The organism is Salmonella sp. 741265116_PST (assembly GCF_046567715.1).
In the GTDB taxonomy this organism is placed as follows: Bacteria; Pseudomonadota; Gammaproteobacteria; order Enterobacterales; family Enterobacteriaceae; genus Salmonella; species Salmonella enterica.
The window spans coordinates 22,993-47,711 of the sequence record NZ_JBKFPH010000030.1 but is presented as its reverse complement, the minus strand read 5'-3'; the positions used below and the strand labels follow the sequence as shown (position 1 = coordinate 47,711).

The following is a 24,719-nucleotide window of genomic DNA, read 5'->3' as shown; positions in this document are numbered from 1 at the left end:
TATGTGACTGGGGTGAGTGAGCGTAGCCAACACATAAGCGACTTGAAGTATGAAGGGTATATAAACTGTAAACTGGGCTATGCGTATAATACGAATCTTTCACTCAGAGAAACCTGCTGACAGCGTTAGTACTCCATTAATTAATTTTATACTAAATCTCTGTGGTATGGCACAGGCGTTTAGAAGACAGGTCAATTGCGATCTGCTGGCTGGGATTTCGTCGCGCCACTCAAAAATGCACAGAGTTTTTCCCCCGCCGTCAATGGCTCAATGGGCGTTTTTCCGAGGGCGGTCTCAGTCATGACGATGGCAGGACCAATAAGCATGGACCATGCTTCGCTCGCGTCTTGCTCAAGCGATGTGAAGGTAAGGAACAGTGTTTTATCTGAAGGAAAGCGGTGCTGAGTATTAAAAAGTTTCAGCCAGGCGCGGGACTGCCGGTCGGCCTGTGCTGATCGCGTGCCGAAGCGGAGTACTCTTTTTAGTATGGCGATACCCACAATGCCTGGCCCCAGAATAAAGGGACTCCCGACGTTTATGGTGACGCCGACCCCGAGAAAAACGAGGGCGAATGACAGCATGTTATCGACTCTTCTGGTAAGGGTACTGTACAGCTTTTCCAGAGAGTACCGGTAAAGAATTTGATAACTGATTTCATCCTTGCTCATACATCTCCAGATGGTTTTTCGATTACGCTCCGGTATGTTCCCGGAATCCTGACAGATTCTGCAATTATGCCACACTTCCTGGAGGGTATTAATTAGATAGAATATAAATAGCAGACAAATATTTTGAGCTTTTAGTCGATATCGCTTTGAAAATCATTTCTCCTACTCCAGGAGATGCTGTTGCCGAGAATCGTGTCAAACGTTGCCGCGTCGGTTGGGCTGCACAGGGTAACTCTCGCAGTCAGACTCTCATTATGGTCTCTAAATGGATAACCCGCAGTCGTAACACGCCGGATGTCACGACTGACTTTATTATTACCCTGGCTTGTTAAAGCGGCATGACCACATTTTCTATATATAATAATTTGTTGTCTTTCGACCAGTATTGTCGAGTTTTTTGGTTTAATTCAACAATCCATTTAAAAACGCCTGCTGTTGCCAGATCAGTACAGTACTTTTCATAGGAATGCTCCCTCGAAAAGTGTTTAGCTGAAGTCAATTTTATTAATTCCGTATTCGGTGTTGAATTGACTTTAATCAGCTTTCTATTGCTTTTAATGGAAATGAAGTGGCCTGCATGAGTGATAATTTTCACATTACCGGTAGCAACAAAATAGATGTAATAAGCGATATTATTATATTCCAGATCGATTAGAAATGCGTTGAAATTTGCATCCTTTCTGACGCGCTCGAAAAAGTGGTTAAGCATAAGCTGTAATTCCATTTGTTAATCTATTGTAAGTTATAATGTTGTGTGTTGTGTTAGAGTATTGTTGCTTAAAAGCAGCTATACAAAGATGTTACCTAAAAGCAATAATAATCGTCTGGTATCATATAGTTTACGTTATGATTGGGATAGTGTTGCAATTGTTACTGATTATTTCTTGTAGAGCGCTTTTTGACCACTAATAGATGAGTCAATCCATTTCATTTGTAGTTTTTCTGAACGCCATGAAAAGTCATAATATATAAAAATCAGTTAATTAATTGATGTTTAGATAAGGATTACAGTGGCGGAGAGGTTTGGCGTGGCGACGTTATAGGTTTTGAAAACGCGGCTAACTCGCTGGCAGGATAATTGACAGTCAGCGTTTGAATGGGGGCAAAATTGTAACAACATCAGCATAAATAATAATATTCATGAATGTTTTGTGTGACGCAGCAGTTGAATTGAAGTGATGTTTTACCTGTTCAGGATTGTCCCGATAAAAATGTTCCTCGATAAAAGTCGATCACCTTGCGCCGAAAAAAAAACAGGCTAAGTGACAGAAGAACAAAATTCATCAGGAAAATAAAATTTATAAAGATCAATGAGTAAAAATGGTTGTGGAGAAGGTGGCTATTTTTTGAAAGCAAGAAATATAAACAAAGTGTAGCTATGCATAGGTATCCAAAAGGAGAACTACCGTGACTAACATAACACTATCCACCCAGCCCTACAGAATCCATAGAAGTGACGTTGAACCAGTAAAAGAAAAAACAACGGAGAAGGACATTTTTGCAAAAAGTATTACTGCCGTTAGAAATAGCTTTATCAGCCTGTCGACGAGTCTGTCAGATCGCTTGAGCCTGCATCTGCAAACAGACATACCGACTAGCCATTTTCATCGTGGGAGCGCCTCTGAGGGTAGGGCAGTATTAACCAGTAAAACTGTTAAAGATTTTATGCTGCAAAAGCTCAATAGCCTGGATATCAAAGGTAATGCGAGTAAAGATCCGGCCTATGCTCGTCAGACATGCGAAGCCATGTTATCAGCCGTGTACAGTAATAATAAAGATCACTGTTGTAAATTACTCATCAGTAAAGGGGTCAGTATTACCCCCTTTCTGAAAGAGATAGGAGAGGCTGCGCAGAATGCGGGGCTACCTGGCGAGATAAAAAACGGCGTGTTTACTCCAGGTGGGGCAGGGGCGAATCCTTTTGTCGTCCCCCTCATTGCTGCAGCGAGCATTAAATATCCGCATATGTTTATAAATCATAATCAGCAGGTGTCTTTTAAAGCGTATGCTGAGAAAATCGTTATGAAAGAGGTTACGCCGCTGTTTAATAAGGGGACGATGCCGACGCCACAACAATTTCAGCTAACTATAGAAAATATCGCGAATAAGTATCTTCAGAATGCCTCCTGAAGATAGCAAACACAATACTGCTATTAACCATATGAATTAATAGCAGATTTTCTGAAACTATATATTCATTTTTATGGCGACGCTTTTAACAAAACGTCGTCATATTTATTTTAATATAAAAATCAAATGGATACTCTTAAAATTTAAAATAATTGTTATTACTCTAAATACCGGCATAACCAGACAGCTTTTTTGTAACGCCGCGTGTTGTTAAGTCTATGATATCCGCGCACGGATGATGTCTCGATAAGGATTAATGGTCTGTTAACTGTCAGGAGAGGTTATGCCGCCTTTAAAAAAAATTGTGCTGCTCCTGTTTGTGGGGGCGATGGTCGCCACGGTAATTACACCCGCATTGGCGCTGGTTTGCCTTGAGGATCACTCCGCTAAAGAGTGTGCTATATCGTGTGCTGAGGTGATGTGGTTTATGTTTCCGATATGTTTTTAAGGAGGGATAATATTGAATGTGAACAGGCGATAGTGAGTAGCTCGCTGCGCCAGGGGATAACACTCCCCTGGCGCAGCCAGTTATATTTTATTGCGATGATAACAAAGCATTTACTCGCTACTGATGAAATTTGCTATTTACAACAGTGTACGTTTACTAAGAGCCTATCCCATTAGGGCTATTTTACTTGCCATTTTGGACCTGGGCAGTGCTCGCCAAAACGCGTTAGCGTTTTGAACGCCGCTAGCGGCGGCCCGAAGGGCGAGCGTAGCGAGTCAAACCTCACGTACTACGTGTACGCTCCGGTTTTTGCGCGCTGTCCGTGTCCAAACTGGCTGCGCCAATAACGCCTGGTGGGATAGGCTCTAAGCAAAAAAAATCTGCACACGCTATCTTTTTATATCTGTCCTGGGTAATGAACGACAGGAAAAACATGATGCGGCCTGAAGAGATTTATCAGCGAATAGAGGCAAAGAATTGGCGGCATGTCTGGGTGGTCGGCGATATTCACGGCTGTTTTTCAATGTTAATGAAAAGGTTACGTGAGTGTCGATTTGATCCGCAACAAGACTTGTTAGTTTCTGTGGGCGATCTCATTGATAGAGGCCCGGACAGCCTGGGTTGCCTGGCTTTACTGCGTGAGTCCTGGATGACGGCGGTTCGCGGCAATCATGAACAAATGGCGCTGGATGCGCGGGCCTCAATGCCGTCGACGCTGTGGTTGATGAATGGTGGCGACTGGTTTACCCGCCTGACGGCTGAACACGCTGCGCAAGCTGAAGCGCTTTTTATCCTTTGTCAGCGGCTGCCCTGGATACTGGAAATTCGCTGCCGCCATAGCACGCATGTGATCGCTCATGCAGATTATCCAGCGTCAACCTATCAATGGCAAAAAAAGGTCGATTTACATCAGGTTCTCTGGAGCCGCGAACGACTCATAAATAAGCGCGGCGGGATTAGCGGTGCCGATCATTTTTGGTTTGGCCATACGCCGTTGCGTCGGCGCATGGATTTCGCCAACATACACTATATTGATACGGGCGCGGTATTTGGCGGGCAATTGACGTTAGCGCGGATACAATAGCGGTATCAGCGACCAGGGTTAAAAATCGCTATATTGCTGCGCAGGTCGCCAGAAGCCGTCGATAAAATCCTCTACCGGAAAACAGCCGCCATGGCGAATCCGTTGATCGTCCATCGAATAAAGACATTGCTGCTCGGTATCGTAGATGTCCACGACAATATCCTCGCATCCTCCATCCAGGTAACATACAAAAAGTACCAGTGCGAACATTACATCCTCAATGTTAACTACTTTACACGATAGTGTAGGAGAGGTTAGCGCAGGGGGGAAATGAGAAAAGGAAGAATAAATAACCCGCCTGGCGACGGGTTCTTTTTGAGTCAGGCAAGACGCATAACCCAGGCATCAGATTTAGGATCGTAATGATTACGGAACAAAACGGAATGTTCCCCGTTGAGAATGGCGGGAACGCTGGTTTCGGCATCCCAGGCGTCCAGTTGCATACATAAATCCGGATCGGATTTACAGGGAATAGTTAACGTTCGCTCCCCCGGCGATTCGCCATGTAATTCGGCATCGTCGATTTCAAAAGCGCCAATGCGCACACTGGTTTTCATCATCGTGCTCTCCGTTAATACGCTAATTGTGGTACGACCAGTTTAGCCGTCCATTTTTCAGCGTAGTCAACGTACGCAAAAGCGCCAGTCAAAAAGTGCGGTTTTTTTGTGCGCCTTTTAGCTGTTATCAGTAAAGAGTTTGCCATCACGTACCAGTTCACGCGGGTAACTGTTCTTTATTCTGGCGCCGATACATTTTGCCAGACCAAGAGGCTGATGCTGGAACGTCACCAGGACATCATCAGCGGCAGGAGGTGTTTGCGGATAAATATCCCGACCGCGATACCACTCCTCCGCCTCTTGCGCAGAAAGTTCGAACGCGTGAGCATGAGTCGGGCAGGCAAGGGCTATCGTTGCCTCATGTTGCCAGCGATAGCCTTTATTATGACTTTCGGCCAGCTTAATGCCGAGCCGGGAAAAACGGACTTTTCCGATCAGTGATTCAATCTCTGCCGGGAACAGCCAGACCTCTTTTTCACGCTGCCAAAGATGGAGATTTTCATCCCATAGCAGTCCGACGGCGTTGGCCGCTTGGGTAACGTGTAATGCTTCACGGCCTTTGAGGGGGGTAAAAGGAAACGTCCCCACTTTATACCCCGGTGCGGGCATGGCTGGAAGGGATGACATTTTACGCAGACGTGCGACAAAGAATCCTTCGCAGTCGTAAATTTGCGGGAAGACGTGCAGGAAGCCTTCCGGGGTGAGGGCGCGGTCAGCGTCAGGAAACAGATCACTCAGCGGCAAAAATTCAACGGCGTCGGCGTAGGTCTCTTTCAGCCAGAGGCAGACCTCTTCGTTTTCCTGGCGATTTAGCGTGCAGGTGGAGTAGACCAGCGTGCCGCCGGGTCGTAAAGCATGAAAAGCGCTGTCGAGCAGTTCCCGCTGTGTCGCCGCGATATCCAGATTGCTTTCTGGCGACCAGTTTTTTAGCGCATCAGGATCTTTACGTACTACGCCTTCGCCAGAGCAGGGCGCATCCAGCAGGATAGCGTCAAACATCTCCGGTAACGCAGCGCCAAATACGCGGCCATCGAAATGCGTCAGTGCGGTATTGGCGATTCCACATCGGCTGATATTAGCGTGCAGAACTTTGACGCGGCTGGCCGAAAATTCGTTGGCCAGAATGGCGCCGCAGTTCCCCATGCGGGCAGCGATCTGCGTGGTTTTGGAGCCAGGCGCCGCTGCCATATCCATGACCCGCTGCGGATGATTATCATCGGCGAACAGGGCCGCGACCGGCAGCATCGAACTGGCCTCCTGAATGTAAAACAGGCCGCTTAAATGCTCAGCGGTACTGCCAAGCGGCAATGCCTCTTCATCATCGCGCTCGATCCAGAATCCTTCATGACACCACGGAATTGGCGTGAGTGACCAGCCGTAGGGCGCGATTAGGGCAAGGAAATCAGCCACGGATATTTTAAGCGTATTGATGCGTATACTGCGGCGCAACGGGCGTTGGCAGGCCGAAATAAATTCATCAAAAGAGAGCGTGGAAGGCATTGCTTCACGCATTTGCGTCAGAAAAGCGTCAGGAAAATAGACAGCGTGTTGAGCCACAGGTGTATCGCCGGCAAAAAAACAGGCGCGCAGTGTAGCATAAAACGCTCCGGCGCGAGTACGCCGGAGCCTGGTGTTTAACGTGGCAGAGCGGTGCCCCATTCACGCCACTCTTTCGGTTCGCTCTCTTGTAACAGGAAATGCTTACCGGCTTGCGCTTTTGGCGCCAGCGGCGTACCTGGTGGAGTAGCGAAGGCGATACCGCCACGGATGAACTGATTAAATGTCCCCGTTTTCACCACGCCGCCGGTCAGACCAAAGTCGAGACTATAGCCGGAGGCGAGCCAGAATACGGAGTTATTACGCACCAGATATTGGTAACGCTTACTGATGCGCAAGGTGATCATCACGCGATCGGAGAGCGACCCCAGGGACATTCCGGTGACCGTTCCCACTTCGATACCGCGGAACAGGACGGGGGTGCCAATATTAAGCGAGCCTGCTTCTGGCGCCTCTACGACGATGCTTAACCCATCCAGATAGCGTGAGTCGGTAATCGTGGCTTCCTGCAGTTCAAAGTCGCGCCGCGCCGCGCCGCGTCCTGGCTCAACGTTAATATAGGGCTGGAGAATCGTATCCAGATGCTCGACGCCCGCCGCGGAAATTTGTGGCGTAATAACGGAAAAACGTGTCCCGGCGCGGGCAAATGTCTGTACGTACTCCGGATAAAGTACGGCTTTTGCCTGCACTTCATTACGTGCGGTGATCAATTCCAGCGTCTGGATCTGGCCGATATCAATACCGAGGTAACGAATTGGCATCCCTTCCGCCAGTTTTCCGGCGTCGAACGCGTGCAGCGTAATTTGTCCGCCTACCGCGCGAGCGGAGGTTTCTGAAGCATAAAGAATGCGTTTATCGCCTTTGTGCCGGCTGGCGCTGGCGCCGCTCAGGTTATCAAAACTAATGGCCCCTTTCAGCGCGCGGGAGAGTGGCGAGGCCTGTACCGTTAGGCCGCTGCCGTTAAGTTGCACCTTCGCGCCGCCTTCCGCCCAGAACACGCTATTGCTGGTTAACAGGTGGCGATACTCCGGCTTAATATGCAGGTCGATGTCAAAGGTATTGGCGCGTGGGCGAACGGTGATGACTTCGCCTACTTCAAATTTTCGATACAGCACGACGGAACCTGCCTGGACATCCGGTAACGTTTCGGCCGTCAGCGTTAAGGTGGTAGTTGGTAAGTCACTGAGGCTATTTTCCAGCGCTTTTTCCAGGTTAGCATAGAGCGGGTAGGTGGATTTCATCTTCCCGCCCGTACCGGGTAAAATACGAATTCCGCCGTCAATCCACTCGCTGGCGCTGGCGCCGAGGAACTCTACGCCGTCAAGGCCGACTTTGACATCCACCCGGCTGTTGACCACGAATTTACTGTCGCCCTGTACCAAATCCCGGTGCTGCGGTTCAATCGCGACGGTGAATGACACGCCTTTACTGGATAAGTTGCGCTCAATGACCTGGCCAATTTTTACACCATGTAAAATTAACGGCTGGCCCGGTTCGATGCCGTAACTTTCCGGAGCTGTCAGCGTCAGGGTTAAGGCATTCGCTTCATGCAGCAGGGCTTTTTCACCCGGCACCACCACAAATTCACTGCGCGGTTCGCCGTCGCCCGGCACCAGCTCGAAGGTTTTTCCGGTTAACAACGAACTGATATTCGCGTCACTCAGCGACAGTTTGGGATTGCGTAACTCAATACGCGTATTTTCCCGCATCAGCGGAACAACGCTGGGATCGACGGTCATCTCTCCGGTGACTTTACCGCCAGGGTTGAGCGTCAGTTTCGAAAGCTCACCCACCTCCAGTCCCTGGTACATGAGCGGCGTAGATTCCGCCTTCAGACCGTCTCCGCTGGGCAGCTCAAGTTTAACGATTACCCCTCGTTGGCTGTGGGCTAAATCTTTATATAAGCCGAACGTGTCATCCTGGGCGGCGGGTTTGGAATTGTCCGGCGAGTCAAACGCAATCGCGCCATTGACCAGGGCCGCGAGGCTTTCCAGTTTCACCTTCGCGCCGCTCAGGCTTAGATCGGCGTCAACGCCGGAGACATTCCAGAAACGACTGCCTTTTTTCACCAGATCGGTAAACCGTCGCTCAATCAGAACGTCAATCGTAACGCCCTGTTTGTTAGGGTTAATCGAATAGTCATACACCCGTCCGACAGGGATTTTACGGAAATAGACCAGTGAACCGCTATTAAGCGAACCGAGATCTGGCGCATGGAGATGAATCATCAGATCGCCGTTGCTAAGCCGGTATTTAGGCTGTGTATCCAGGGCGACGAAATGATCTCTGGGCTTGCCTTTACCTGGCATCATACCGATGTAATTCCCGCCGACCAACGCATCCAGGCCGGAAACGCCCGCCAGCGAGGCTTTGGGCGTCACCAGCCAGAATTGCGTCTCTTCGCGCAACGCATCTTCCATATCTGATTTGATACTGACGCGAACTTCAATTTTGCGCAGATCTTTGCTCAGGCTGACATCTTCCACGGTGCCGACCTCTACTCCCTGATAGCGAACGGGAGTACGGCCTGGTACGATACCGTCCGCCGACATAAAATCGATAGTCACGCTATTGCCGCGATCCTGGTAGCTATCCCACACTAGCCACCCTGCGATCATTAGCGCGATAAGCGGTAGCAGCCAGAAAGGTGAAATACGGCGTTTGGTTTTAATTTGCGCTTCAGTCTTCGAAGCGGGCGTTTCCTGACTCATGTGCATCCCAAAGTAAGCGGCTATCCAGCCATTCCACTGCAAGAATAGTCAAAATTACCGCTGCGCCGAAATAAAACGCAGCCGGTCCCATAGTAAAAGCCAGAATCTGATCGCGATTAATCAGAGACATGGTTAACGAGATAACGAAAAGATCCAGCATCGACCAGCGGCCTATCCATGTCACCAGACGCAGCAACAGAATTCGCGTCCGCAGTCCCTGTTCGCATTTAAAATGGATACTCAACAGTAGCGTAAACATCACGATGACTTTGGTAAACGGCACCAAAATACTGGCGATAAAAACGACGGCGGCGACGGCGATATTGCTGCTGGCAAGCGACATAATGCCCGACAGGATAGTATCTTCCTGACGCCCGCCATTAATGTAGATTACCGAGATAGGCAGCAGGTTTGCCGGCAGCAAAAAAACAATAGACGCCAGCAAGGCCGCCCAACACTTCTGTATACTCTGTTTTCTGCGTAACCGTAGCGGAATATGACAACGCGGGCAGCGTCCTTTCGCATCCGGATAGCCGCTAAAGTGGCAGCCAAGACAGACGCGCAATCTTTCGTCCGCACGTTGAGCAGGGCGCTGCGGATAAAATCGTTCCCATAGTTGCTCCACATTCAGATGAATCATAGTCAGAATGCTAAGAACCACCAACGAGACGAACGCTAAAAGCCCGATGCCCGGCTGCAGAAAGGCATAGTCCTGCACTTTGATAGAGGCAACGCCAATACCGACCAGATAGATGTCCAGCATCACCCACTCTTTCAGTTTTTCCAGCATCAGCAGGACTGGACGCAGATTCATGCCGAGAAGGCTGCCAAACCACAGATAAGCAATTGAAAAAACGAGAATAAGCGGCGCGCCCACTACGCAAAAGAGCACCATTGCGGCGGTTAACGGATCGCCCTGTTGCGTCATTTGCCAGATGCCGTGCATCACATTGGCATCAATGCGTACGCCCAACAGGTAGATATGGAGTAGCGGTTCGCTCCAGGCAAACGGCATCAATAGCAGCATGGTTACCGCCATCGCGGTCAGCCGCGTCAGCGACCAGTCGCGCCCATCGCGAATTTTGGCCTGGCAACGAGGACAATAAGCGCTTTGATGAGCGCTCATCTCCGGCAAGCTGAACAGCATGTCGCATTCAGGGCAGCGCTGGTAGTGGCTGCGCGGCAGCGCTTCGCTAATTGACCTGATCGTTAGCTTTTTTGTTGGCGTGACGTGTGAGGTGTTCAGAGCCATGTATCGTGAATCAAAGTGTTAGAATAATGTAATCTTAACTCATGACAGGAATAATCTTGAGCAAGAACGCATTTAATGCTTATTTTAATAGCCTGTGTTTAGGAGTAAGACCACGAAGTGATTATATAATGAGCAAAACAGAGCTATACGCGGCGTTAAACCGCGATTTTCAGTCGTTAATGGCAGGTGAAACCAGCTTTCTGGCTACGCTGGCCAATACCAGCGCGCTACTGTTCGAACGTCTTACCGAGGTGAACTGGGCGGGGTTTTATCTCCTCGAAGGCGATACGCTGGTGTTGGGGCCGTTTCAGGGGCGAATCGCCTGTGTGCGGATTCCGGTTGGTCGCGGCGTGTGCGGCGCAGCGGTAGCGCAGAATAAGGTTCAACGTATTGATGATGTTCATGCGTTTGACGGCCATATTGCCTGTGATGCCGCCAGCAACGCCGAAATTGTGCTGCCTGTCACGGTTGGCGAACGGATTATCGGCGTGCTGGATATAGATAGCACGGCGTTTGGCCGTTTTACCGAAGAAGATGAACACGGCCTGCGTACGCTGGTCGCACAGCTTGAAACCGTGCTTGCAACGACGGATTACAAAAAATTCTTTGCGAGCGTCGCAGGATAATCAACGGATAACGTAGCAATTACTGATGGCGTCATTATAATGACGCCTGTTCATGCCTGCTGCTTGTTGGCTACGTCCGTTGTAATCAGGAAATTTCATGGAAAATCAACCTAAGTTGAATAGCAGTAAAGAAGTTATCGCGTTTCTGGCCGAGCGTTTTCCTCACTGTTTTAGTGCGGAAGGCGAAGCTCGCCCGCTGAAAATTGGTATTTTTCAGGATCTGGTAGAGCGAGTTGGGGGCGAAATGAACCTCAGCAAAACGCAACTTCGTTCCGCTTTACGTCTTTATACTTCAAGCTGGCGTTACCTGTACGGCGTTAAGCCGGGCGCAACGCGCGTCGACCTTGATGGCAATCCGTGCGGCGAGCTGGAAGAACAGCATGTCGAACATGCGCGTAAGCAGCTTGAAGAAGCCAAAGCCCGTGTTCAGGCGCAGCGCGCAGAGCAGCAAGCGAAAAAACGCGAAGCTGCCGCGGCGGCTGGCGAAAAAGAAGACGCGCCGCGACGCGAGCGTAAACCTCGCCCGGTAGCGCGTCGTAAAGAAGGCACTGAACGTAAACCTCGCGCTGATAAACCGACGACGAAAGCGCCTCGTGCGCCTCGCGAAGAGAAGCACACGCCGGTTTCTGATATTTCAGTATTGACCGTAGGGCAGTCCCTCAAGGTGAAAGCGGGTAATAATGCGATGGATGCCACCGTATTAGAAATCACCAAAGATGGTGTCCGTGTACAGCTGAATTCGGGTATGTCTTTGATTGTACGCGCAGAACACCTGGTGTTCTGAAACGGAGGCCAGGCCTGGCATGAACACTTTTTTTAGGCTTACCGCGTTAGCTGGCCTGCTTGCATTAGCAGGCCAGTCCTTCGCCGTGGAAGATATTACGCGTGCCGATCAAATTCCCGTACTAAAGGAAGAGACGCAACATGCGACGGTGAGCGAGCGCGTAACGTCGCGTTTTACCCGCTCCCATTATCGCCAGTTCGATCTGGATGAGGCATTTTCGGCAAAGATTTTTGATCGCTATCTGAATCTTCTCGACTATAGCCACAACGTTTTGTTGGCGAGCGATGTCGAGCAGTTTGCGAAAAAGAAAACCGTGTTGGGCGATGAGCTGCGCACCGGTAAGCTGGATGTTTTTTACGATCTTTATAACCTGGCGCAAAAGCGCCGGTTTGAACGCTACCAGTACGCACTAAAAGTGCTGGAACGGCCAATGGATTTCACCGGAAACGATACGTTTAACCTGGACCGCAGTAAAGCGCCCTGGCCGAAAGATGAGGCTGAGCTAAATGCGCTGTGGGATGGTAAAGTGAAATTCGATGAGCTCAGTCTGAAACTCACCGGCAAGAGCGACAAAGAAATTCGCGAAACGCTGACGCGTCGCTACAAATTCGCTATTCGACGCCTGGCGCAGACCAACAGTGAAGATGTGTTCTCGCTGGCGATGACCGCTTTTGCGCGTGAAATCGACCCGCATACGAATTATCTTTCTCCCCGCAATACCGAGCAGTTTAATACCGAAATGAGCCTGTCTCTGGAAGGTATCGGCGCGGTGCTGCAAATGGATGACGATTATACTGTCATTAACTCATTGGTTGCCGGCGGCCCGGCCGCGAAGAGTAAGTCGATTAGCGTCGGCGATCGTATCGTCGGCGTAGGGCAGGCCGGAAAACCGATGGTCGACGTGATTGGCTGGCGTCTTGACGATGTGGTGGCGCTGATCAAAGGGCCGAAAGGCAGCAAGGTCCGACTGGAAATACTGCCGGCTGGTAAAGGGACGAAAACGCGTATCATCACGCTGACGCGTGAACGGATTCGTCTTGAAGATCGCGCGGTTAAAATGTCGGTGAAAACCGTCGGCAAGGAAAAAGTTGGCGTACTGGATATTCCAGGCTTCTATGTCGGCTTGACCGATGATGTCAAAGTTCAGCTTCAGAAGCTGGAAAAACAGAACGTTAACAGCATCGTTATCGATCTGCGTTCAAACGGCGGTGGGGCGCTGACGGAAGCCGTTTCGCTTTCCGGTCTGTTTATCCCTTCTGGTCCGATAGTTCAGGTGCGCGACAATAACGGCAAAGTGCGTGAGGATAGCGACACCGACGGCGTGGTCTACTACAAAGGCCCGCTGGTGGTGCTGGTCGATCGTTTCAGTGCCTCGGCATCGGAAATCTTCGCTGCTGCGATGCAGGATTATGGTCGCGCGCTGATTGCCGGTGAGCCGACCTTCGGTAAAGGGACGGTACAGCAATATCGCTCGCTAAACCGAATTTACGATCAGATGCTTCGCCCGGAATGGCCTGCGCTGGGTTCGGTGCAGTACACCATTCAGAAGTTTTACCGTGTCAACGGCGGTAGTACGCAGCGTAAAGGGGTCACGCCCGATATCATCATGCCGACCGGCAATGAAGAGACGGAAACCGGAGAAAAATTTGAAGATAACGCCTTGCCGTGGGATAGCATTGATGCGGCGAAGTACGTGAAATCGGACGATTTGACCCCGTTTGGTCCGGAATTATTGAAAGAACACAACGCGCGTATCGCCAAAGATCCTGAGTTTCAGTACATCATGAAAGATATTGCACGTTTCAATGCCATGAAGGATAAGCGCAACATCGTCTCTCTGAATTATGCGCAGCGTGAGAAAGAGAACAATGAAGAAGACGCTCTGCGTCTGGCGCGTATTAACGATCGGTTTAAACGTGAGGGTAAACCGTTGTTGAAGAAACTGGACGATCTGCCAAAAGATTATCAGGAGCCGGACCCGTACCTTGATGAAACGGTGAAGATTGCTCTGGACCTGGCGCATCTTGAAAAAGAAAAACCAGTGGAGCAGGCGGCAGCCGATAAGTAACGCTAAACAGGCACAAAAATTGTGCCTGTTTTTTTTTAACAAGCGCAGAAGTCGTCAGGATAATGCTACAAAATGTAAAGTTGTGTTTTTCTCGTGACTTACCGCCTGGTGATGCTTGAAAATGGCCATAAGACCCATACGATGTGGGTAATCGCATAGTGCGCTTTGTTAAATTGAGGTTAAAAGAAAATTATGATGCGAATCGCGCTCTTCCTGCTGACGAACCTGGCCGTGATGGTCGTTTTCGGGCTGGTTCTGAGCCTGACAGGGATACAGTCGAGCAGCGTGCAAGGCTTGCTGATCATGGCGCTGCTGTTTGGTTTTGGCGGTTCTTTTATTTCATTGCTGATGTCCAAATGGATGGCGTTAAAATCCGTAGGAGGGGAAGTTATTGAACAGCCTCGCAATGAAAGAGAACGCTGGTTGATGAACACCGTAGCAACGCAAGCGCGCCAGGCCGGTATCGCCATGCCGCAGGTTGCTATCTACCATGCGCCGGACATTAACGCGTTTGCGACGGGCGCACGCCGTGACGCCTCATTGGTCGCTGTGAGCACCGGTCTGTTGCAAAACATGAGCCCTGACGAGGCGGAAGCCGTCATTGCGCATGAAATCAGCCATATTGCCAATGGCGATATGGTGACGATGACGTTGATTCAGGGGGTGGTTAACACCTTCGTTATCTTTATTTCGCGCATTATCGCGCAAGTTGCTGCTGGTTTTCTGGGCGGCAACCGTGATGAAGGCGAAGGAAGTAACGGTAATCCGCTAATCTATTTCGCCGTTGCGACGGTGCTGGAACTGGTCTTCGGTATTCTGGCGAGCATTATCACCATGTGGTTCTCCCGTTACCGTGAGTTTCATGCCGATGCGGGATCGGCGAAGCTGGTAGGCCGTGAAAAAATGATTGCCGCGTTGCAGCGCCTGAAAACCAGCTACGAGCCGCAAGAAGCGACCAGCATGATGGCGTTTTGTATTAACGGTAAATCGAAATCGTTAAGCGAGCTGTTTATGACGCACCCACCGCTTGATAAACGCATTGAAGCGCTACGTAGCGGTGAGTACCTGAAATAATAAGCCCACTGGCAAGTATGAAAAGCGCGTCGAATGACGCGCTCAGACTGCTGACAAAGTCCTGGCTGAAAAGCCCGGACTTTGATCTAATAAGGTCAGTGCAAAAAACGGACTGACCGCCATGCTCAGAGAACCCTCCCCACAGCAGTACCAGTTTGAAACCATCACCCTCGACGAACTCGTTCCCGAAGACCATCTGGTGCGCAAAATAGACGCCGCCATCGACTTTGAATTTATCCGTGACGCCGTCGCCCATCTCTACTGCCCTGACAACGGCAGGCCTGCCATCGACCCGGTCCGCCTGATTAAAATGATGCTGCCAGGCTATCTCTTCGGCATCCCCTCCGAACGCCGTCTGGTGAAAGAAATCCAGGTCAATACCGCCTACCGCTGGTTCCTGCGCATGAGCCTGACGGAGAAAGTCCCGGACGCCTCCACCCTCAGTCAGAACCGCATCCGTCGCTTCAACGGCAGCGATGTCTTCCAGCAGATTTTTGACCATATCGTGGCGCAGGCACTGAGCCAGGGCATGGCCAATGGCCGCGTCCTCTATACCGACAGCACCCACCTGAAAGCAAACGCAAACCCGCGCAAAGCGGTGAATGAGCCGCGTCCGGAGGGCGTCAGCGAATACTTCGCAGAGCTGAACGCCGCGGTGGAGGCCGACAGGAAGCTGCACGAAAAAAAGCCGCCGCCCGGCGTAAAAAAGACGCCAGAAAGCGCCGTCGCCGTTAAGAACACCAAAGTCAGCACCACCGACCCGGAGAGCGGGTTCATGCACCGGGAAGGCAAGCCGAAGGGGTTCTTCTGGCTGGACCACCGCACGGTGGACGGGAAGCACGGCATCATCATGGACACGCACGTGACGCCGGGCAATGTGCACGACAGCCAGCCGTTTATCGCCCGGCTGAAGCGGCAGACGGAGCGGTTCGGACTGGAGCCGGTGGCGGCAGGCGTGGACGCCGGATACTTCACGGCGGCGGTGTGTCATCTGACGCAGGAGATGGGTATCGCGCTGGTGCCGGGGTACCGGAGGCCGAATAAAGGGCAGAATGATTACCAGAAAAAGCAGTTCCGGTATGACCCGGAGAAGGACGTGTATGTGTGCCCGGCAGGAGAGACGCTGAACTACGGCACCACGGACCGCAACGGCTACCGGCACTACCGGTCGGACAAAGCGGTGTGCGCGGGGTGCCCGGAGCGGGAGAGATGCACAAAAAACAGACAGATGCAGAAGACGATAACGCGGCACGTATGGGAAGAGGCGAAGGAGCAGGCAAACGCGCTGCGGCTGACGCCCTGGGGTAAAAAGACGTACGCGCGGCGTAAGGAGACGGTGGAGCGCAGCTTCGCGGATGCGAAACAGCATCATGGTCATCGGTATGCGCGGTACCGTGGTCAGATGAAGGTGCAGATGCAGTGCCTGCTTGCGGCAACGGCGCAGAATATGAAGAAGATGGCGCTGCTGGCGCTATTTTACTGGCTGATAATGGTGCTGAAAGGGTTGTCAGGGCGGTTGAGAATGCCGTCAGGGCAGCAACTCATGATGATGGGATGATACTGAAAAATATCGCGATCGCGACCTGCGGTCGCTACAAAAGAAAACCCCCATGCAAAAACATGGGGTTCGTCAGCAATCTGAGCGCGTCGAATGACGCGCTTTTTTTACGCCTGAACGCGTGGTTGCGTAATACGTAAACCGCTCACTACCGCCGCGAGAGTCGCCAGGATCGCCGCCGCGAGCAGCGAAAGGTGCGTACCGCTATCGCCAAACTGGTTCAACATCAGCGCTACCAGCGCGGCGCCAGTACTTTGGCCTAACAGTCGCGCCGTGCCCAGCATCCCGCTGGCGCCACCGCTGCGCTCACGCGGCGCGGAAGTGATAATGGTGTGATTATTCGGCGACTGGAACAGGCCAAACCCTGCGCCACAAAGGATCATCGGCCAGATAATATTCAGATCGGAGGGGGAGGCTGGCAACATGACCAGCGCAAACAACCCGGCTGCCATTATCACCATTCCCAGCGCCCCCAGCAAACCGGCATGAAGACGTTCTATCAGGTATCCCGCCAGCGGCGCCATCACCATCGTTGCCAGCGGCCAGGGCGTCAATAACAGGCCGGTTTCTACTTCGCTACGGCCCAGCACGGTTTGCAGATAAAAAGGTAGCGAGACCATGGCTAACATTTGCGCGCAGAACGAGCAAATTGACGTGCCGATCGAGAGTGAAAAAAGCGGAATGCGTAACAAGTCGATGGGTAACAAGGGTACGGGCAAAGAAAGCTGGCGGCGCACGAAGAAAAACCCGACCACGACCAGAACGAACAGCTCTGCGCCAATCAACGTTAGCGACTGTCCCTGGGCAAATCCGCTCAATGCGGTAATCAGCAGGCCAAATGTGAGCGCATTCATTACCGCGCTCGGTAAGTCAAAGCGCGGCTTAGTGTCATGGGCGATGTTTGCTGGTAAAAAGCGTATGGCCAGAATTAACGCGATGATACCTAACGGGACATTAATCAGAAACAGCCATTTCCATGATGAGATGGACAAAATCGCCGCGGCGATCGTCGGACCCGCGGCGGAAGAGACTGCGACGATAAAAGAGTTAATTCCCATACCTCGTCCCAGATGACGCTGGGGGTAGATAAGACGAATCAGCGCCGTGTTTACGCTCATTAGCGCCGCGCCGCCAAATCCCTGCGCGATGCGCGCCAGCGTCAGCATCTGCAGCGAGTCTGAAAGCGCGCAAAACAATGATGAAAGCAGAAATACCACTAAACCACATTTGTAGATCCGGCGATAGCCAAACATGTCGCCTAAAAAAGACAGGGAAAGCAGTGAGACGACAATGGCAATTTGGTACGCATTGACAATCCAGATAGAGCTGGCAGGGGAGGCATGTAAATCAGTCGCAATGGTTGGCAGTGCGACATTAGCGATTGCGCCATCCAGAACCGCCATCGAAATACCGATAATAATCGTCAGGATAGCGCCGTATCTCTGCGGGAGGGGCAGGCCATCGGCCCGTGTTTTTTCCATAAGTATTTTGTAATAAGGGGAATTATGAGCTGAATAATAATGTTAGCATTAATACTGAGTTGTTATGTCGCAGATTTGTAACGAAGTAAGCAAAGATGGATTGCGGGCGACCTGGCGTGAAATTATAATAAAAACTCGTTCTGAATTTTATAAAACGCTCGTAATGAGGTGATAAATGGCAAACGCAGATCTGGATAAGCAGCCTGATTCTGTATCTTCTGTGCTGAAAGTTTTCGGCATTCTGCAGGCGCTGGGTGAAGAGCGTGAAATAGGGATTACCGAGCTATCGCAGCGCGTCATGATGTCGAAAAGCACCGTTTATCGCTTTTTGCAAACCATGAAAACGCTGGGCTACGTGGCTCAGGAGGGGGAGTCTGAAAAATACTCTCTGACGCTAAAGCTGTTTGAGCTGGGCGCGCGAGCTTTGCAAAATGTTGATCTCATCCGCAGTGCGGACATTCAGATGCGCGAACTGTCTCGTCTGACAAAAGAAACTATCCATCTTGGCGCGCTGGATGAAGACAGCATTGTCTATATCCATAAAATTGACTCTATGTACAATCTGCGGATGTACTCACGTATTGGGCGTCGTAATCCGCTGTACAGTACGGCCATCGGTAAAGTACTTCTGGCCTGGCGCGACCGTGATGAGGTTAAGCAGATTCTCGACGGCGTAGAGTATAAGCAAAGCACTGGACGTACGATTACCAGCACTGAAGCGTTGCTGCCGCTGTTGGATGACGTGCGTGAGCAAGGTTACGGTGAAGATAACGAAGAACAGGAAGAAGGGTTACGTTGTATCGGCGTACCGGTATTTGACCGTTTTGGCGTAGTCATCGCAGGGTTAAGCATTTCGTTCCCGACGCTGCGCTTCTCAGAAGAACGCCTACAGGAATATGTGGCTATGTTACACGCCGCCGCGCGTAAAATTTCTGAACAAATGGGTTACAACGATTACCCCTTCTAAGCAACGTTATTAGCATGACGTTAAAAAAAAGCAGCTGCGAAAAATGTAGCTGCTTTTTTTATAACATAGAGCGGGATGAAATCGTAAAAGAAGATAATATCCGTCGGCTTATTTAACGGTTATTAAAATATTATTTAACAGTGCTTATAAACAACAGCCAAAATAGGAGAATTTATTGGTGATAGTTTCACTGTGAAATTATTTATTGCCGCTTAGCCATTATCCACTACGGTGGCGCTTTTTCTGAAAATGGGGCAGTCGGAAAAGCCAATAATGCCGCTGTTGGTATGGAGATATTGCGCCGTGCTGGTGCCGCGTGCGGTCAGGTAATGGCACTGTAAACCCAGCCCCGCAGCGTTCACTTTACTTCCCACCAGGACGCCATAGCCGCTCATCAGCAGGCCTATCCACACCAGGGCAAACAATACAATTGCGCGAATGATCAAACGCATTACTACCTCTTTTCTTTTTTAGTTAGAATAAGAGTAGCGTGTACATTGATTGAAACAAGTGAATCATTCCTAAAAACATATAATGCCGCTACAGTTACTCCTGGTTTAAGTAACTCATGATAATTTAGCGACATAAGATGTAAGATCGGAGAGTGGAGTGAAAAAATTTCGATGGGTCGTTCTCGGCATCGTGGTGGTAGTATGCCTGTTGCTGTGGGCGCAGGTGTTTAATATCATGTGCGATCAGGATGTACAATTTTTCAGCGGTATTTGCGCCATCAATAAATTTATTCCCTGGTAAACGTTTTACACCAGAGATTTCCTTCCCGTGTAGCAGTGGTAGAATGACGTCTCTACATTGAGGTGGTGAAATGAACGACGTTTTAAACTCTGGTGCGTTTTCTCTTGCATCTTTAATAGTATCAATGGTGGTTCTGGTGGTGGGGCTGGCGCTCTGGTTCTTTGTCAACCGGGCAAGTTCCCGTGCCAACGAGCAGATAGAACTGCTCGAAGCGTTATTGGATCAACAGAAGCGGCAAAACGCGTTGTTACGCCGCCTTTGCGAAGCAAACGAACCAGAAAAAGAAGCGGAACCCGCAACAGCGGCAAGCGAACCAAAAGAGGATGAGGACATCATTCGTCTGGTTGCAGAACGATAATGCTTACCGGGGCGCAAATGGCGCCAGTGTCATACGCCCCATTTCCCCGTCGGATCTGTCCGCGTTGCCGTTTGCAACTGATACTACAGCATCAACACCTTACATAATATATGGCTTTATATGAAACATAGTTTTATATATATAACAAATGGATATATGTCAATTTTGTGATACCGCTCATTCTCTATTAAAAGCGAAACGTTTCTCTCTCTTTATGGATTGTCATTGTTTGTTCATTATTTTAAGGCATTCTGTAAAGACGCAGAACATCACAAAAAGCGGTGTCGAAAATCGCTTTTCTTTTCTATTATTTTGATTAAAAGGTGTTTTTTATCATTGTGACAATTTATGCATAACTCAGCATAAAAAGTGATATGAAAAATACAGCTTTTAAATGTGATTTGATGCACTGGAAGAAGCGAAGTTATTGAGCTATGGTAGAAAAATGGCTTTTCAGCAGTGACGTTGTCAGGTGTCCGTCAGCGCGTGAGGATATATCTTTCGCAATTTTGTTGCATAAACGTGCTGTCAATTTGTGAAGGTTCTCGTAATTTGTGCGACGGATCGAGACACGTTTAAAAATGGCTTGCCATAATTAACGTTGTATGTGATAACAGGCTTTGGGTTAAACGAGGTACAGTTCTGTTTATGTGTGGCATTTTCAGTAAAGAAGTCCTGAGTAAACACGTTGACGTTGAATACCGCTTCTCTGCCGAACCTTATATTAGTGCCTCAAGCAGTAATGTCTCAGTTTTATCTATGTTATGCCTACGGGCAAAGAAAACACTCTAAGGAATTTTGCAAATGGCAAAGATTAAAGGTCAAGTTAAGTGGTTCAACGAATCCAAAGGTTTTGGCTTCATTACTCCGGCTGACGGCAGCAAAGATGTGTTCGTACACTTCTCCGCTATCCAGGGCAATGGTTTCAAAACTCTGGCTGAAGGCCAGAACGTTGAGTTCGAAATTCAGGACGGCCAGAAAGGTCCGGCTGCTGTTAACGTAACAGCTATCTGATCGACACCACTGATTTGATGCGTTTGTCGCGTCAGCCTCAGATATAAAGCCTCGCTAAAACCGGGGCTTTTTAATTCAATATCCTTCAAAATGTGTCTGGATGCACTCTCGTTAGCGATTTGTTGCAAAGGCGCGAGGTTATTAGCATTGTTTTTTCTGGTTTTTCCCGCCGTTTCCCGTTAAATCAATCACCTGAAAAATGATTCGGCTGGAGATCAGGTGAAAAAGAAAAGCGACGGCGATACCCGTAATTTTACGCCCATACGTTTTGCACTACTTTGCACTGCCATTCTGCTCAGTATGGCATTGTTGTTAGGGCGGGTGGCATGGCTGCAAATTGTTACGCCGTCGAAACTGGTGAAACAAGAAGATATGCGCTCGCTTCGTGAAGTGACCACAGCCTCTCCACGCGGCATGATCACCGACAGAGAAGGGCGACCCTTAGCGGTGAGCGTTCCGGTTAATGCTGTCTGGGCCGATCCGAAGACTATCATAAGCAAAGGTGGAGTTGGCTACAATGAGCGCTGGCAGGCGCTGGCTAGCGCCTTACATCTGTCGCTCAGTACGCTTGCGGAACGGGTAAACAGTAACCCGGCAGGTCGTTTTATCTACCTCGCGCGCCAGGTTTCACCCCAGCAAGCCGAATGGATAGATAAACTGAATCTACCGGGTATTAACCTGCGGGAAGAGTCGCGCCGTTTTTACCCTGCCGGACACGTAGCGGCCAATTTGATCGGCTTTACCAATATCGACGGGCAGGGAATAGAAGGTATTGAAAAGAGCTTTAACGCGCAACTGACGGGAAAACCGGGCTCCCGGCTGGTGCGTAAAGATAAATTTGGTCACGTTATTGAGAACATTACGGAAGTGAATCCGGTTCCTGCTCATGAACTTCAGCTTAGCATTGATGAACGTCTGCAAACGGTTACCGAAGATGCGCTGGATAACGCCGTCATCTGGAACAAAGCAGAATCCGGCGCTGCCGTATTGATTAACATCCCAACGGGTGAAATTCTCTCGATGGCGAGCTACCCGGATTTCAACCCGAACAACCGTGAAGGCGCGCAGTTGGACGATTTTCGTAACCGCGCGATTAGCGATACTTTCGAACCCGGTTCTACTGTGAAGCCATTGGTCATTATGACTGCGTTACAGCAGGGCATCGTGCAGCCGGACAGCGTTATCGATACCCATCCTTTTACTCTCGATGGACACCGTATCCGCGACGTCGGTTACTATCCGGAACTGACATTAACCGGCATTTTGCAAAAATCCAGCGATACCGGCGTTTCTCACCTTTCTCTGGCGATGCCGGTGCAGAAATTAATGGATACTTATAAAAGCTTTGGTTTCGGCGTGCCTACCGGACTGGGTCTCACCGGAGAGAGTAGCGGGTTATTACCGAAACGCCGTTACTGGAGTGATTTAGATCGCGCTACCTTCGCTTTTGGCTATGGATTAATGGTGACGCCGCTGCAACTGGCGCATGTTTATGCCACGATTGGCAGCTTTGGTATCTACCGTCCGTTATCGATCACCAAAGTTGATCCGCCCGTGATCGGCACGCGGGTAATGCCGGAAGAACTGGTGCACGAGGTGGAACATATGATGGAGAGCGTCGCGTTGCCTGGCGGCGGCGGAACAAAAGCCGCAGTAAGAGACTACCGTATTGCGGTCAAAACCGGGACGGCGAAAAAAATTGGCGATGATGGTAAATACGTCGATAAGTATGTGGCATATACCGCAGGCGTCGCGCCGGCAAGTAACCCCAGATTTGCGCTGGTGGTGGTGATTAATAATCCGCAAAATGGGGCTTATTATGGCGGCGCGGTATCTGCGCCCGTATTCAGCCAGATCATGGGCGATGTGCTGCGGCTGGAAAATATTGAGCCAGACGGTATGCCAGCCGATTCAGATCACCTTCTGGTGATGCATGACAGCCACGTTGCGGTTCCGGGCTCGTAAAGGATTTTCCCGGGGCGCAATTCGCGTTACACTTGCGCCCTTTAGCGCCCCAGTCCGGAGTTGTCATGTCGTTTACCTGTCCGCTTTGCCATCAGCCGCTTACGCAGATGAATAACAGCGTTATATGCCCACAGCGCCATCAGTTTGATGTGGCGAAAGAGGGCTACATCAATCTGCTGCCGGTACAGCATAAACGTTCGCGCGATCCGGGCGACAGTGCCGAAATGATGCAGGCGAGGAGAGCGTTTCTTGATGCGGGCCATTATCAGCCGCTGCGCGACGCGGTGATTAACCTGTTGCGTGAGCGGCTGGATCAGTCGGCCACGGCGATTCTGGATATTGGCTGCGGCGAGGGGTATTACACTCATGCTTTTGCCGAGGCGTTGCCGGGAGTCACCACGTTTGGACTGGACGTTGCTAAAACGGCGATCAAAGCGGCGGCGAAACGCTATTCGCAGGTGAAGTTTTGTGTGGCGTCAAGCCATCGACTGCCCTTTGCCGATGCGTCAATGGATGCGGTGATCAGAATCTACGCTCCGTGTAAGGCGCAGGAGTTGGCGCGTGTGGTGAAACCTGGTGGTTGGGTCGTTACCGCCACGCCGGGGCCGCATCATCTGATGGAACTAAAAGGGCTCATTTATGATGAGGTGCGTTTACATGCGCCGTATACCGAGCAGCTCGACGGATTCACATTGCAGCAGAGTACCCGCCTTGCTTATCACATGCAGCTCACCGCCGAAGCGGCTGTAGCACTGTTGCAAATGACGCCATTTGCCTGGCGCGCCAGGCCAGAAGTGTGGGAACAACTGGCTGCCAGCGCCGGACTTAGCTGCCAGACGGATTTCAACCTTCATCTCTGGCAGCGTAACCGTTAACCGTGAAAATGCGTCCAGAGGATCTGGACGCCAATTCCTATCAGTACGACCCCGCCGAGAATTTCAGCACGCTTACCCAACATTGGGCCGATAAAGCGACCGATCATCATTCCGAGGGTGGACATGATAAGCGTGGCGCAACCGATAGCTAATGCGGTAGCGATGATGTTTACCTGCAAAAACGCCAGACCGACGCCAACCGCCATCGCATCAAGACTGGTCGCAATAGCCGTCGTGACTAATAGCCAAAAGCTGTGGCGGCGTAACGGTGTTTCGTCTTCATCACTACCGCCGCGGATACCTTCGATGATCATGCGTCCGCCCAGAAAGATCAGCAGAACAAAGGCTATCCAGTGGTTCCATTCCAGAACGAATTTACTCGCCAATATCCCCAGCCCCCAGCCGATTAACGGGGTCAGCGTTTCAACCGCGCCAAAGATAAGACCGGTACGCAATGCTTCTGAGAATTTGGGTTTATGTAGGGTGGCGCCTTTGCCAATTGATGCCGCGAAAGCATCCATCGACATGCCGAAAGCGAGAAGAACAGTAGCAGTAAAGTGCATGACAACGTCCTGACCGGGGTATCCATTAAACACATCACTGCCCCCAGCAAACATGCATGTCGCCATTCTGTGACGAAATACACAGCAGTTGATGCGCCTATGGTCTCGCCTGACCAGCGGCGGCTGGTCCGTACGCGCCACGTTTTGCAACGAGTATGTTGACGCGTACATTTCCGGAGTCTGGAAATCGGCTACTCCCCAATTGACGGCGCAACATTAACATATT

The 24,719-nt window shown here is 50.5% G+C and carries 26 protein-coding genes and 1 riboswitch; of the genes, 16 read left to right on the top strand and 10 right to left on the bottom strand.

The annotated features are described in order from the left end of the window. Positions 1–191 precede the first annotated feature (191 nt). On the bottom strand, positions 192–668 hold the full coding sequence (locus ACLD11_RS18055; protein ID WP_156010606.1) for a hypothetical protein: 477 nt from the start codon (positions 666–668) through the stop codon (positions 192–194). A 328-nt stretch (positions 669–996) separates the two neighbouring features. Beyond that, positions 997–1,392, bottom strand: a complete 396-nt coding sequence (locus tag ACLD11_RS18050; protein ID WP_156010607.1) for a DUF1398 domain-containing protein — start codon at positions 1,390–1,392, stop codon at positions 997–999. 683 nt (positions 1,393–2,075) lie between these two features. Here ACLD11_RS18050 and sopE2 point away from each other — a divergent pair. From sopE2 to pphA, 4 genes are all read left to right on the top strand, one after another. Beyond that, the gene (sopE2, locus tag ACLD11_RS18045) at positions 2,076–2,798 is read left to right on the top strand and encodes an SPI-1 type III secretion system guanine nucleotide exchange factor SopE2 (protein ID WP_411015207.1); all 723 of its coding nucleotides are present in this window, start codon (positions 2,076–2,078) and stop codon (positions 2,796–2,798) included. 283 nt (positions 2,799–3,081) lie between these two features. Next, complete coding sequence (locus ACLD11_RS18040; RefSeq protein ID WP_411012488.1) at positions 3,082–3,246, top strand: hypothetical protein; 165 nt, start codon at positions 3,082–3,084, stop codon at positions 3,244–3,246. Beyond that, a complete protein-coding gene (locus ACLD11_RS18035) occupies positions 3,237–3,422 on the top strand; it encodes a serine/threonine protein phosphatase (protein ID WP_310888099.1) in 186 nt (61 codons plus the stop codon). The genes ACLD11_RS18040 and ACLD11_RS18035 overlap by 10 nt, the downstream gene beginning before the upstream one ends. 257 nt (positions 3,423–3,679) lie before the next feature. Then, complete coding sequence (gene pphA, locus ACLD11_RS18030) at positions 3,680–4,330, top strand: protein-serine/threonine phosphatase (protein WP_411015206.1); 651 nt, start codon at positions 3,680–3,682, stop codon at positions 4,328–4,330. Positions 4,331–4,348: 18 nt separating this feature from the next. On the opposite strand, the gene ACLD11_RS18025 is transcribed toward pphA, so the two are convergent. The 5 genes from ACLD11_RS18025 to yebS all read right to left on the bottom strand — a co-directional run bounded on the left by ACLD11_RS18025 (position 4,349) and on the right by yebS (position 10,407). Next, positions 4,349–4,540 (bottom strand): YebW family protein, encoded by a 192-nt coding sequence (locus ACLD11_RS18025; protein ID WP_000457838.1) that lies wholly within the window; start codon positions 4,538–4,540, stop codon positions 4,349–4,351. A 110-nt stretch (positions 4,541–4,650) separates the two neighbouring features. After that, entirely contained in the window at positions 4,651–4,887 is a 237-nt protein-coding gene (locus tag ACLD11_RS18020) for a YebV family protein (RefSeq protein ID WP_024131167.1), read from the bottom strand. Between the two features lie 117 nt (positions 4,888–5,004). Continuing rightward, positions 5,005–6,444: a 16S rRNA (cytosine(1407)-C(5))-methyltransferase RsmF gene (rsmF, locus tag ACLD11_RS18015; RefSeq protein ID WP_411015205.1), complete on the bottom strand. Its 1,440-nt coding sequence runs from the start codon at positions 6,442–6,444 to the stop codon at positions 5,005–5,007. 77 nt (positions 6,445–6,521) lie between these two features. Further along, positions 6,522–9,155 carry an MlaD family protein gene (locus ACLD11_RS18010; RefSeq protein ID WP_411015204.1) on the bottom strand — a complete coding sequence of 878 codons (2,634 nt, stop codon included), beginning with the start codon at positions 9,153–9,155 and terminating at the stop codon, positions 6,522–6,524. Continuing rightward, positions 9,124–10,407, bottom strand: coding sequence for a membrane integrity lipid transport subunit YebS (yebS, locus tag ACLD11_RS18005; RefSeq protein WP_001207293.1), 1,284 nt, complete (start codon positions 10,405–10,407; stop codon positions 9,124–9,126). The genes ACLD11_RS18010 and yebS overlap by 32 nt, the downstream gene beginning before the upstream one ends. A gap of 128 nt (positions 10,408–10,535) precedes the next feature. Here yebS and ACLD11_RS18000 point away from each other — a divergent pair, with 128 nt between their 5' ends. The 5 genes from ACLD11_RS18000 to ACLD11_RS17980 all read left to right on the top strand — a co-directional run bounded on the left by ACLD11_RS18000 (position 10,536) and on the right by ACLD11_RS17980 (position 16,517). Further along, positions 10,536–11,033 carry a GAF domain-containing protein gene (locus tag ACLD11_RS18000; protein WP_001518229.1) on the top strand — a complete coding sequence of 166 codons (498 nt, stop codon included), beginning with the start codon at positions 10,536–10,538 and terminating at the stop codon, positions 11,031–11,033. A 97-nt stretch (positions 11,034–11,130) separates the two neighbouring features. Beyond that, positions 11,131–11,817 (top strand): RNA chaperone ProQ, encoded by a 687-nt coding sequence (gene proQ, locus ACLD11_RS17995; RefSeq protein WP_411015203.1) that lies wholly within the window; start codon positions 11,131–11,133, stop codon positions 11,815–11,817. A gap of 19 nt (positions 11,818–11,836) precedes the next feature. Beyond that, the gene (gene prc, locus ACLD11_RS17990) at positions 11,837–13,885 is read left to right on the top strand and encodes a carboxy terminal-processing peptidase (RefSeq protein ID WP_411015202.1); all 2,049 of its coding nucleotides are present in this window, start codon (positions 11,837–11,839) and stop codon (positions 13,883–13,885) included. 192 nt (positions 13,886–14,077) lie between these two features. Continuing rightward, positions 14,078–14,959 (top strand): protease HtpX, encoded by an 882-nt coding sequence (gene htpX, locus ACLD11_RS17985; RefSeq protein WP_183059767.1) that lies wholly within the window; start codon positions 14,078–14,080, stop codon positions 14,957–14,959. A gap of 121 nt (positions 14,960–15,080) precedes the next feature. After that, a complete protein-coding gene (locus tag ACLD11_RS17980; RefSeq protein ID WP_411015201.1) occupies positions 15,081–16,517 on the top strand; it encodes an IS1182 family transposase in 1,437 nt (478 codons plus the stop codon). A gap of 107 nt (positions 16,518–16,624) precedes the next feature. Here the strand turns inward: ACLD11_RS17980 and ACLD11_RS17975 are convergent, their stop codons facing one another. After that, positions 16,625–17,998, bottom strand: a complete 1,374-nt coding sequence (locus ACLD11_RS17975; protein WP_080094822.1) for an MFS transporter — start codon at positions 17,996–17,998, stop codon at positions 16,625–16,627. Between the two features lie 175 nt (positions 17,999–18,173). Here ACLD11_RS17975 and kdgR point away from each other — a divergent pair, with 175 nt between their 5' ends. Continuing rightward, positions 18,174–18,965 carry a DNA-binding transcriptional regulator KdgR gene (kdgR, locus tag ACLD11_RS17970; RefSeq protein WP_411015200.1) on the top strand — a complete coding sequence of 264 codons (792 nt, stop codon included), beginning with the start codon at positions 18,174–18,176 and terminating at the stop codon, positions 18,963–18,965. A gap of 212 nt (positions 18,966–19,177) precedes the next feature. Here kdgR and yobH read toward each other — a convergent pair whose 3' ends face one another. After that, complete coding sequence (gene yobH / locus ACLD11_RS17965) at positions 19,178–19,417, bottom strand: invasion protein YobH (RefSeq protein WP_411011908.1); 240 nt, start codon at positions 19,415–19,417, stop codon at positions 19,178–19,180. A 157-nt stretch (positions 19,418–19,574) separates the two neighbouring features. Here yobH and mgrB point away from each other — a divergent pair, with 157 nt between their 5' ends. The 6 genes from mgrB to rlmA all read left to right on the top strand — a co-directional run bounded on the left by mgrB (position 19,575) and on the right by rlmA (position 23,930). Then, positions 19,575–19,718, top strand: a complete 144-nt coding sequence (mgrB, locus tag ACLD11_RS17960) for a PhoP/PhoQ regulator MgrB (protein WP_000714547.1) — start codon at positions 19,575–19,577, stop codon at positions 19,716–19,718. A gap of 70 nt (positions 19,719–19,788) precedes the next feature. Continuing rightward, positions 19,789–20,076 carry a YebO family protein gene (locus tag ACLD11_RS17955; RefSeq protein WP_001000660.1) on the top strand — a complete coding sequence of 96 codons (288 nt, stop codon included), beginning with the start codon at positions 19,789–19,791 and terminating at the stop codon, positions 20,074–20,076. Between the two features lie 648 nt (positions 20,077–20,724). After that, on the top strand, positions 20,725–20,868 hold the full coding sequence (locus tag ACLD11_RS17950; RefSeq protein WP_001537930.1) for a DUF2627 domain-containing protein: 144 nt from the start codon (positions 20,725–20,727) through the stop codon (positions 20,866–20,868). Positions 20,869–20,880: 12 nt separating this feature from the next. Continuing rightward, positions 20,881–21,090 (top strand): transcription antiterminator/RNA stability regulator CspE, encoded by a 210-nt coding sequence (gene cspE / locus ACLD11_RS17945; protein ID WP_001062678.1) that lies wholly within the window; start codon positions 20,881–20,883, stop codon positions 21,088–21,090. Between the two features lie 219 nt (positions 21,091–21,309). Next, the gene (ftsI, locus tag ACLD11_RS17940) at positions 21,310–23,055 is read left to right on the top strand and encodes a peptidoglycan glycosyltransferase FtsI (RefSeq protein WP_411015199.1); all 1,746 of its coding nucleotides are present in this window, start codon (positions 21,310–21,312) and stop codon (positions 23,053–23,055) included. A gap of 65 nt (positions 23,056–23,120) precedes the next feature. Further along, on the top strand, positions 23,121–23,930 hold the full coding sequence (rlmA, locus tag ACLD11_RS17935; RefSeq protein ID WP_183059602.1) for a 23S rRNA (guanine(745)-N(1))-methyltransferase: 810 nt from the start codon (positions 23,121–23,123) through the stop codon (positions 23,928–23,930). Here the strand turns inward: rlmA and mntP are convergent. Then, positions 23,927–24,493 (bottom strand): manganese efflux pump MntP, encoded by a 567-nt coding sequence (mntP, locus tag ACLD11_RS17930; protein ID WP_001518359.1) that lies wholly within the window; start codon positions 24,491–24,493, stop codon positions 23,927–23,929. The two genes, rlmA and mntP, sit on opposite strands and share 4 nt — an antisense overlap. Positions 24,494–24,604: 111 nt before the next feature. Next, positions 24,605–24,706: riboswitch (yybP-ykoY riboswitch) on the bottom strand. Positions 24,707–24,719: the final 13 nt, after the last annotated feature.

Excerpts from the sequence above, each read along its gene's own strand:
- ACLD11_RS18055 (WP_156010606.1), bottom strand. The coding sequence starts at position 668 with ATGAGCAAGGATGAAATCAGTTATCAAATTCTTTACCGGTACTCTCTG.
- ACLD11_RS18050 (WP_156010607.1), bottom strand. The coding sequence starts at position 1,392 with ATGGAATTACAGCTTATGCTTAACCACTTTTTCGAGCGCGTCAGAAAG.
- ACLD11_RS18040 (WP_411012488.1), top strand. The coding sequence starts at position 3,082 with ATGCCGCCTTTAAAAAAAATTGTGCTGCTCCTGTTTGTGGGGGCGATG.
- ACLD11_RS18035 (WP_310888099.1), top strand. The coding sequence starts at position 3,237 with ATGTTTTTAAGGAGGGATAATATTGAATGTGAACAGGCGATAGTGAGT.
- pphA (WP_411015206.1), top strand. The coding sequence starts at position 3,680 with ATGATGCGGCCTGAAGAGATTTATCAGCGAATAGAGGCAAAGAATTGG.
- ACLD11_RS18025 (WP_000457838.1), bottom strand. The coding sequence starts at position 4,540 with ATGTTCGCACTGGTACTTTTTGTATGTTACCTGGATGGAGGATGCGAG.
- ACLD11_RS18020 (WP_024131167.1), bottom strand. The coding sequence starts at position 4,887 with ATGAAAACCAGTGTGCGCATTGGCGCTTTTGAAATCGACGATGCCGAA.
- ACLD11_RS18010 (WP_411015204.1), bottom strand. The coding sequence starts at position 9,155 with ATGAGTCAGGAAACGCCCGCTTCGAAGACTGAAGCGCAAATTAAAACC.
- yebS (WP_001207293.1), bottom strand. The coding sequence starts at position 10,407 with ATGGCTCTGAACACCTCACACGTCACGCCAACAAAAAAGCTAACGATC.
- ACLD11_RS18000 (WP_001518229.1), top strand. The coding sequence starts at position 10,536 with ATGAGCAAAACAGAGCTATACGCGGCGTTAAACCGCGATTTTCAGTCG.
- proQ (WP_411015203.1), top strand. The coding sequence starts at position 11,131 with ATGGAAAATCAACCTAAGTTGAATAGCAGTAAAGAAGTTATCGCGTTT.
- prc (WP_411015202.1), top strand. The coding sequence starts at position 11,837 with ATGAACACTTTTTTTAGGCTTACCGCGTTAGCTGGCCTGCTTGCATTA.
- htpX (WP_183059767.1), top strand. The coding sequence starts at position 14,078 with ATGATGCGAATCGCGCTCTTCCTGCTGACGAACCTGGCCGTGATGGTC.
- ACLD11_RS17980 (WP_411015201.1), top strand. The coding sequence starts at position 15,081 with ATGCTCAGAGAACCCTCCCCACAGCAGTACCAGTTTGAAACCATCACC.
- ACLD11_RS17975 (WP_080094822.1), bottom strand. The coding sequence starts at position 17,998 with ATGGAAAAAACACGGGCCGATGGCCTGCCCCTCCCGCAGAGATACGGC.
- kdgR (WP_411015200.1), top strand. The coding sequence starts at position 18,174 with ATGGCAAACGCAGATCTGGATAAGCAGCCTGATTCTGTATCTTCTGTG.
- yobH (WP_411011908.1), bottom strand. The coding sequence starts at position 19,417 with ATGCGTTTGATCATTCGCGCAATTGTATTGTTTGCCCTGGTGTGGATA.
- ACLD11_RS17955 (WP_001000660.1), top strand. The coding sequence starts at position 19,789 with ATGAACGACGTTTTAAACTCTGGTGCGTTTTCTCTTGCATCTTTAATA.
- ACLD11_RS17950 (WP_001537930.1), top strand. The coding sequence starts at position 20,725 with ATGTGTGGCATTTTCAGTAAAGAAGTCCTGAGTAAACACGTTGACGTT.
- cspE (WP_001062678.1), top strand. The coding sequence starts at position 20,881 with ATGGCAAAGATTAAAGGTCAAGTTAAGTGGTTCAACGAATCCAAAGGT.
- rlmA (WP_183059602.1), top strand. The coding sequence starts at position 23,121 with ATGTCGTTTACCTGTCCGCTTTGCCATCAGCCGCTTACGCAGATGAAT.
- mntP (WP_001518359.1), bottom strand. The coding sequence starts at position 24,493 with ATGCACTTTACTGCTACTGTTCTTCTCGCTTTCGGCATGTCGATGGAT.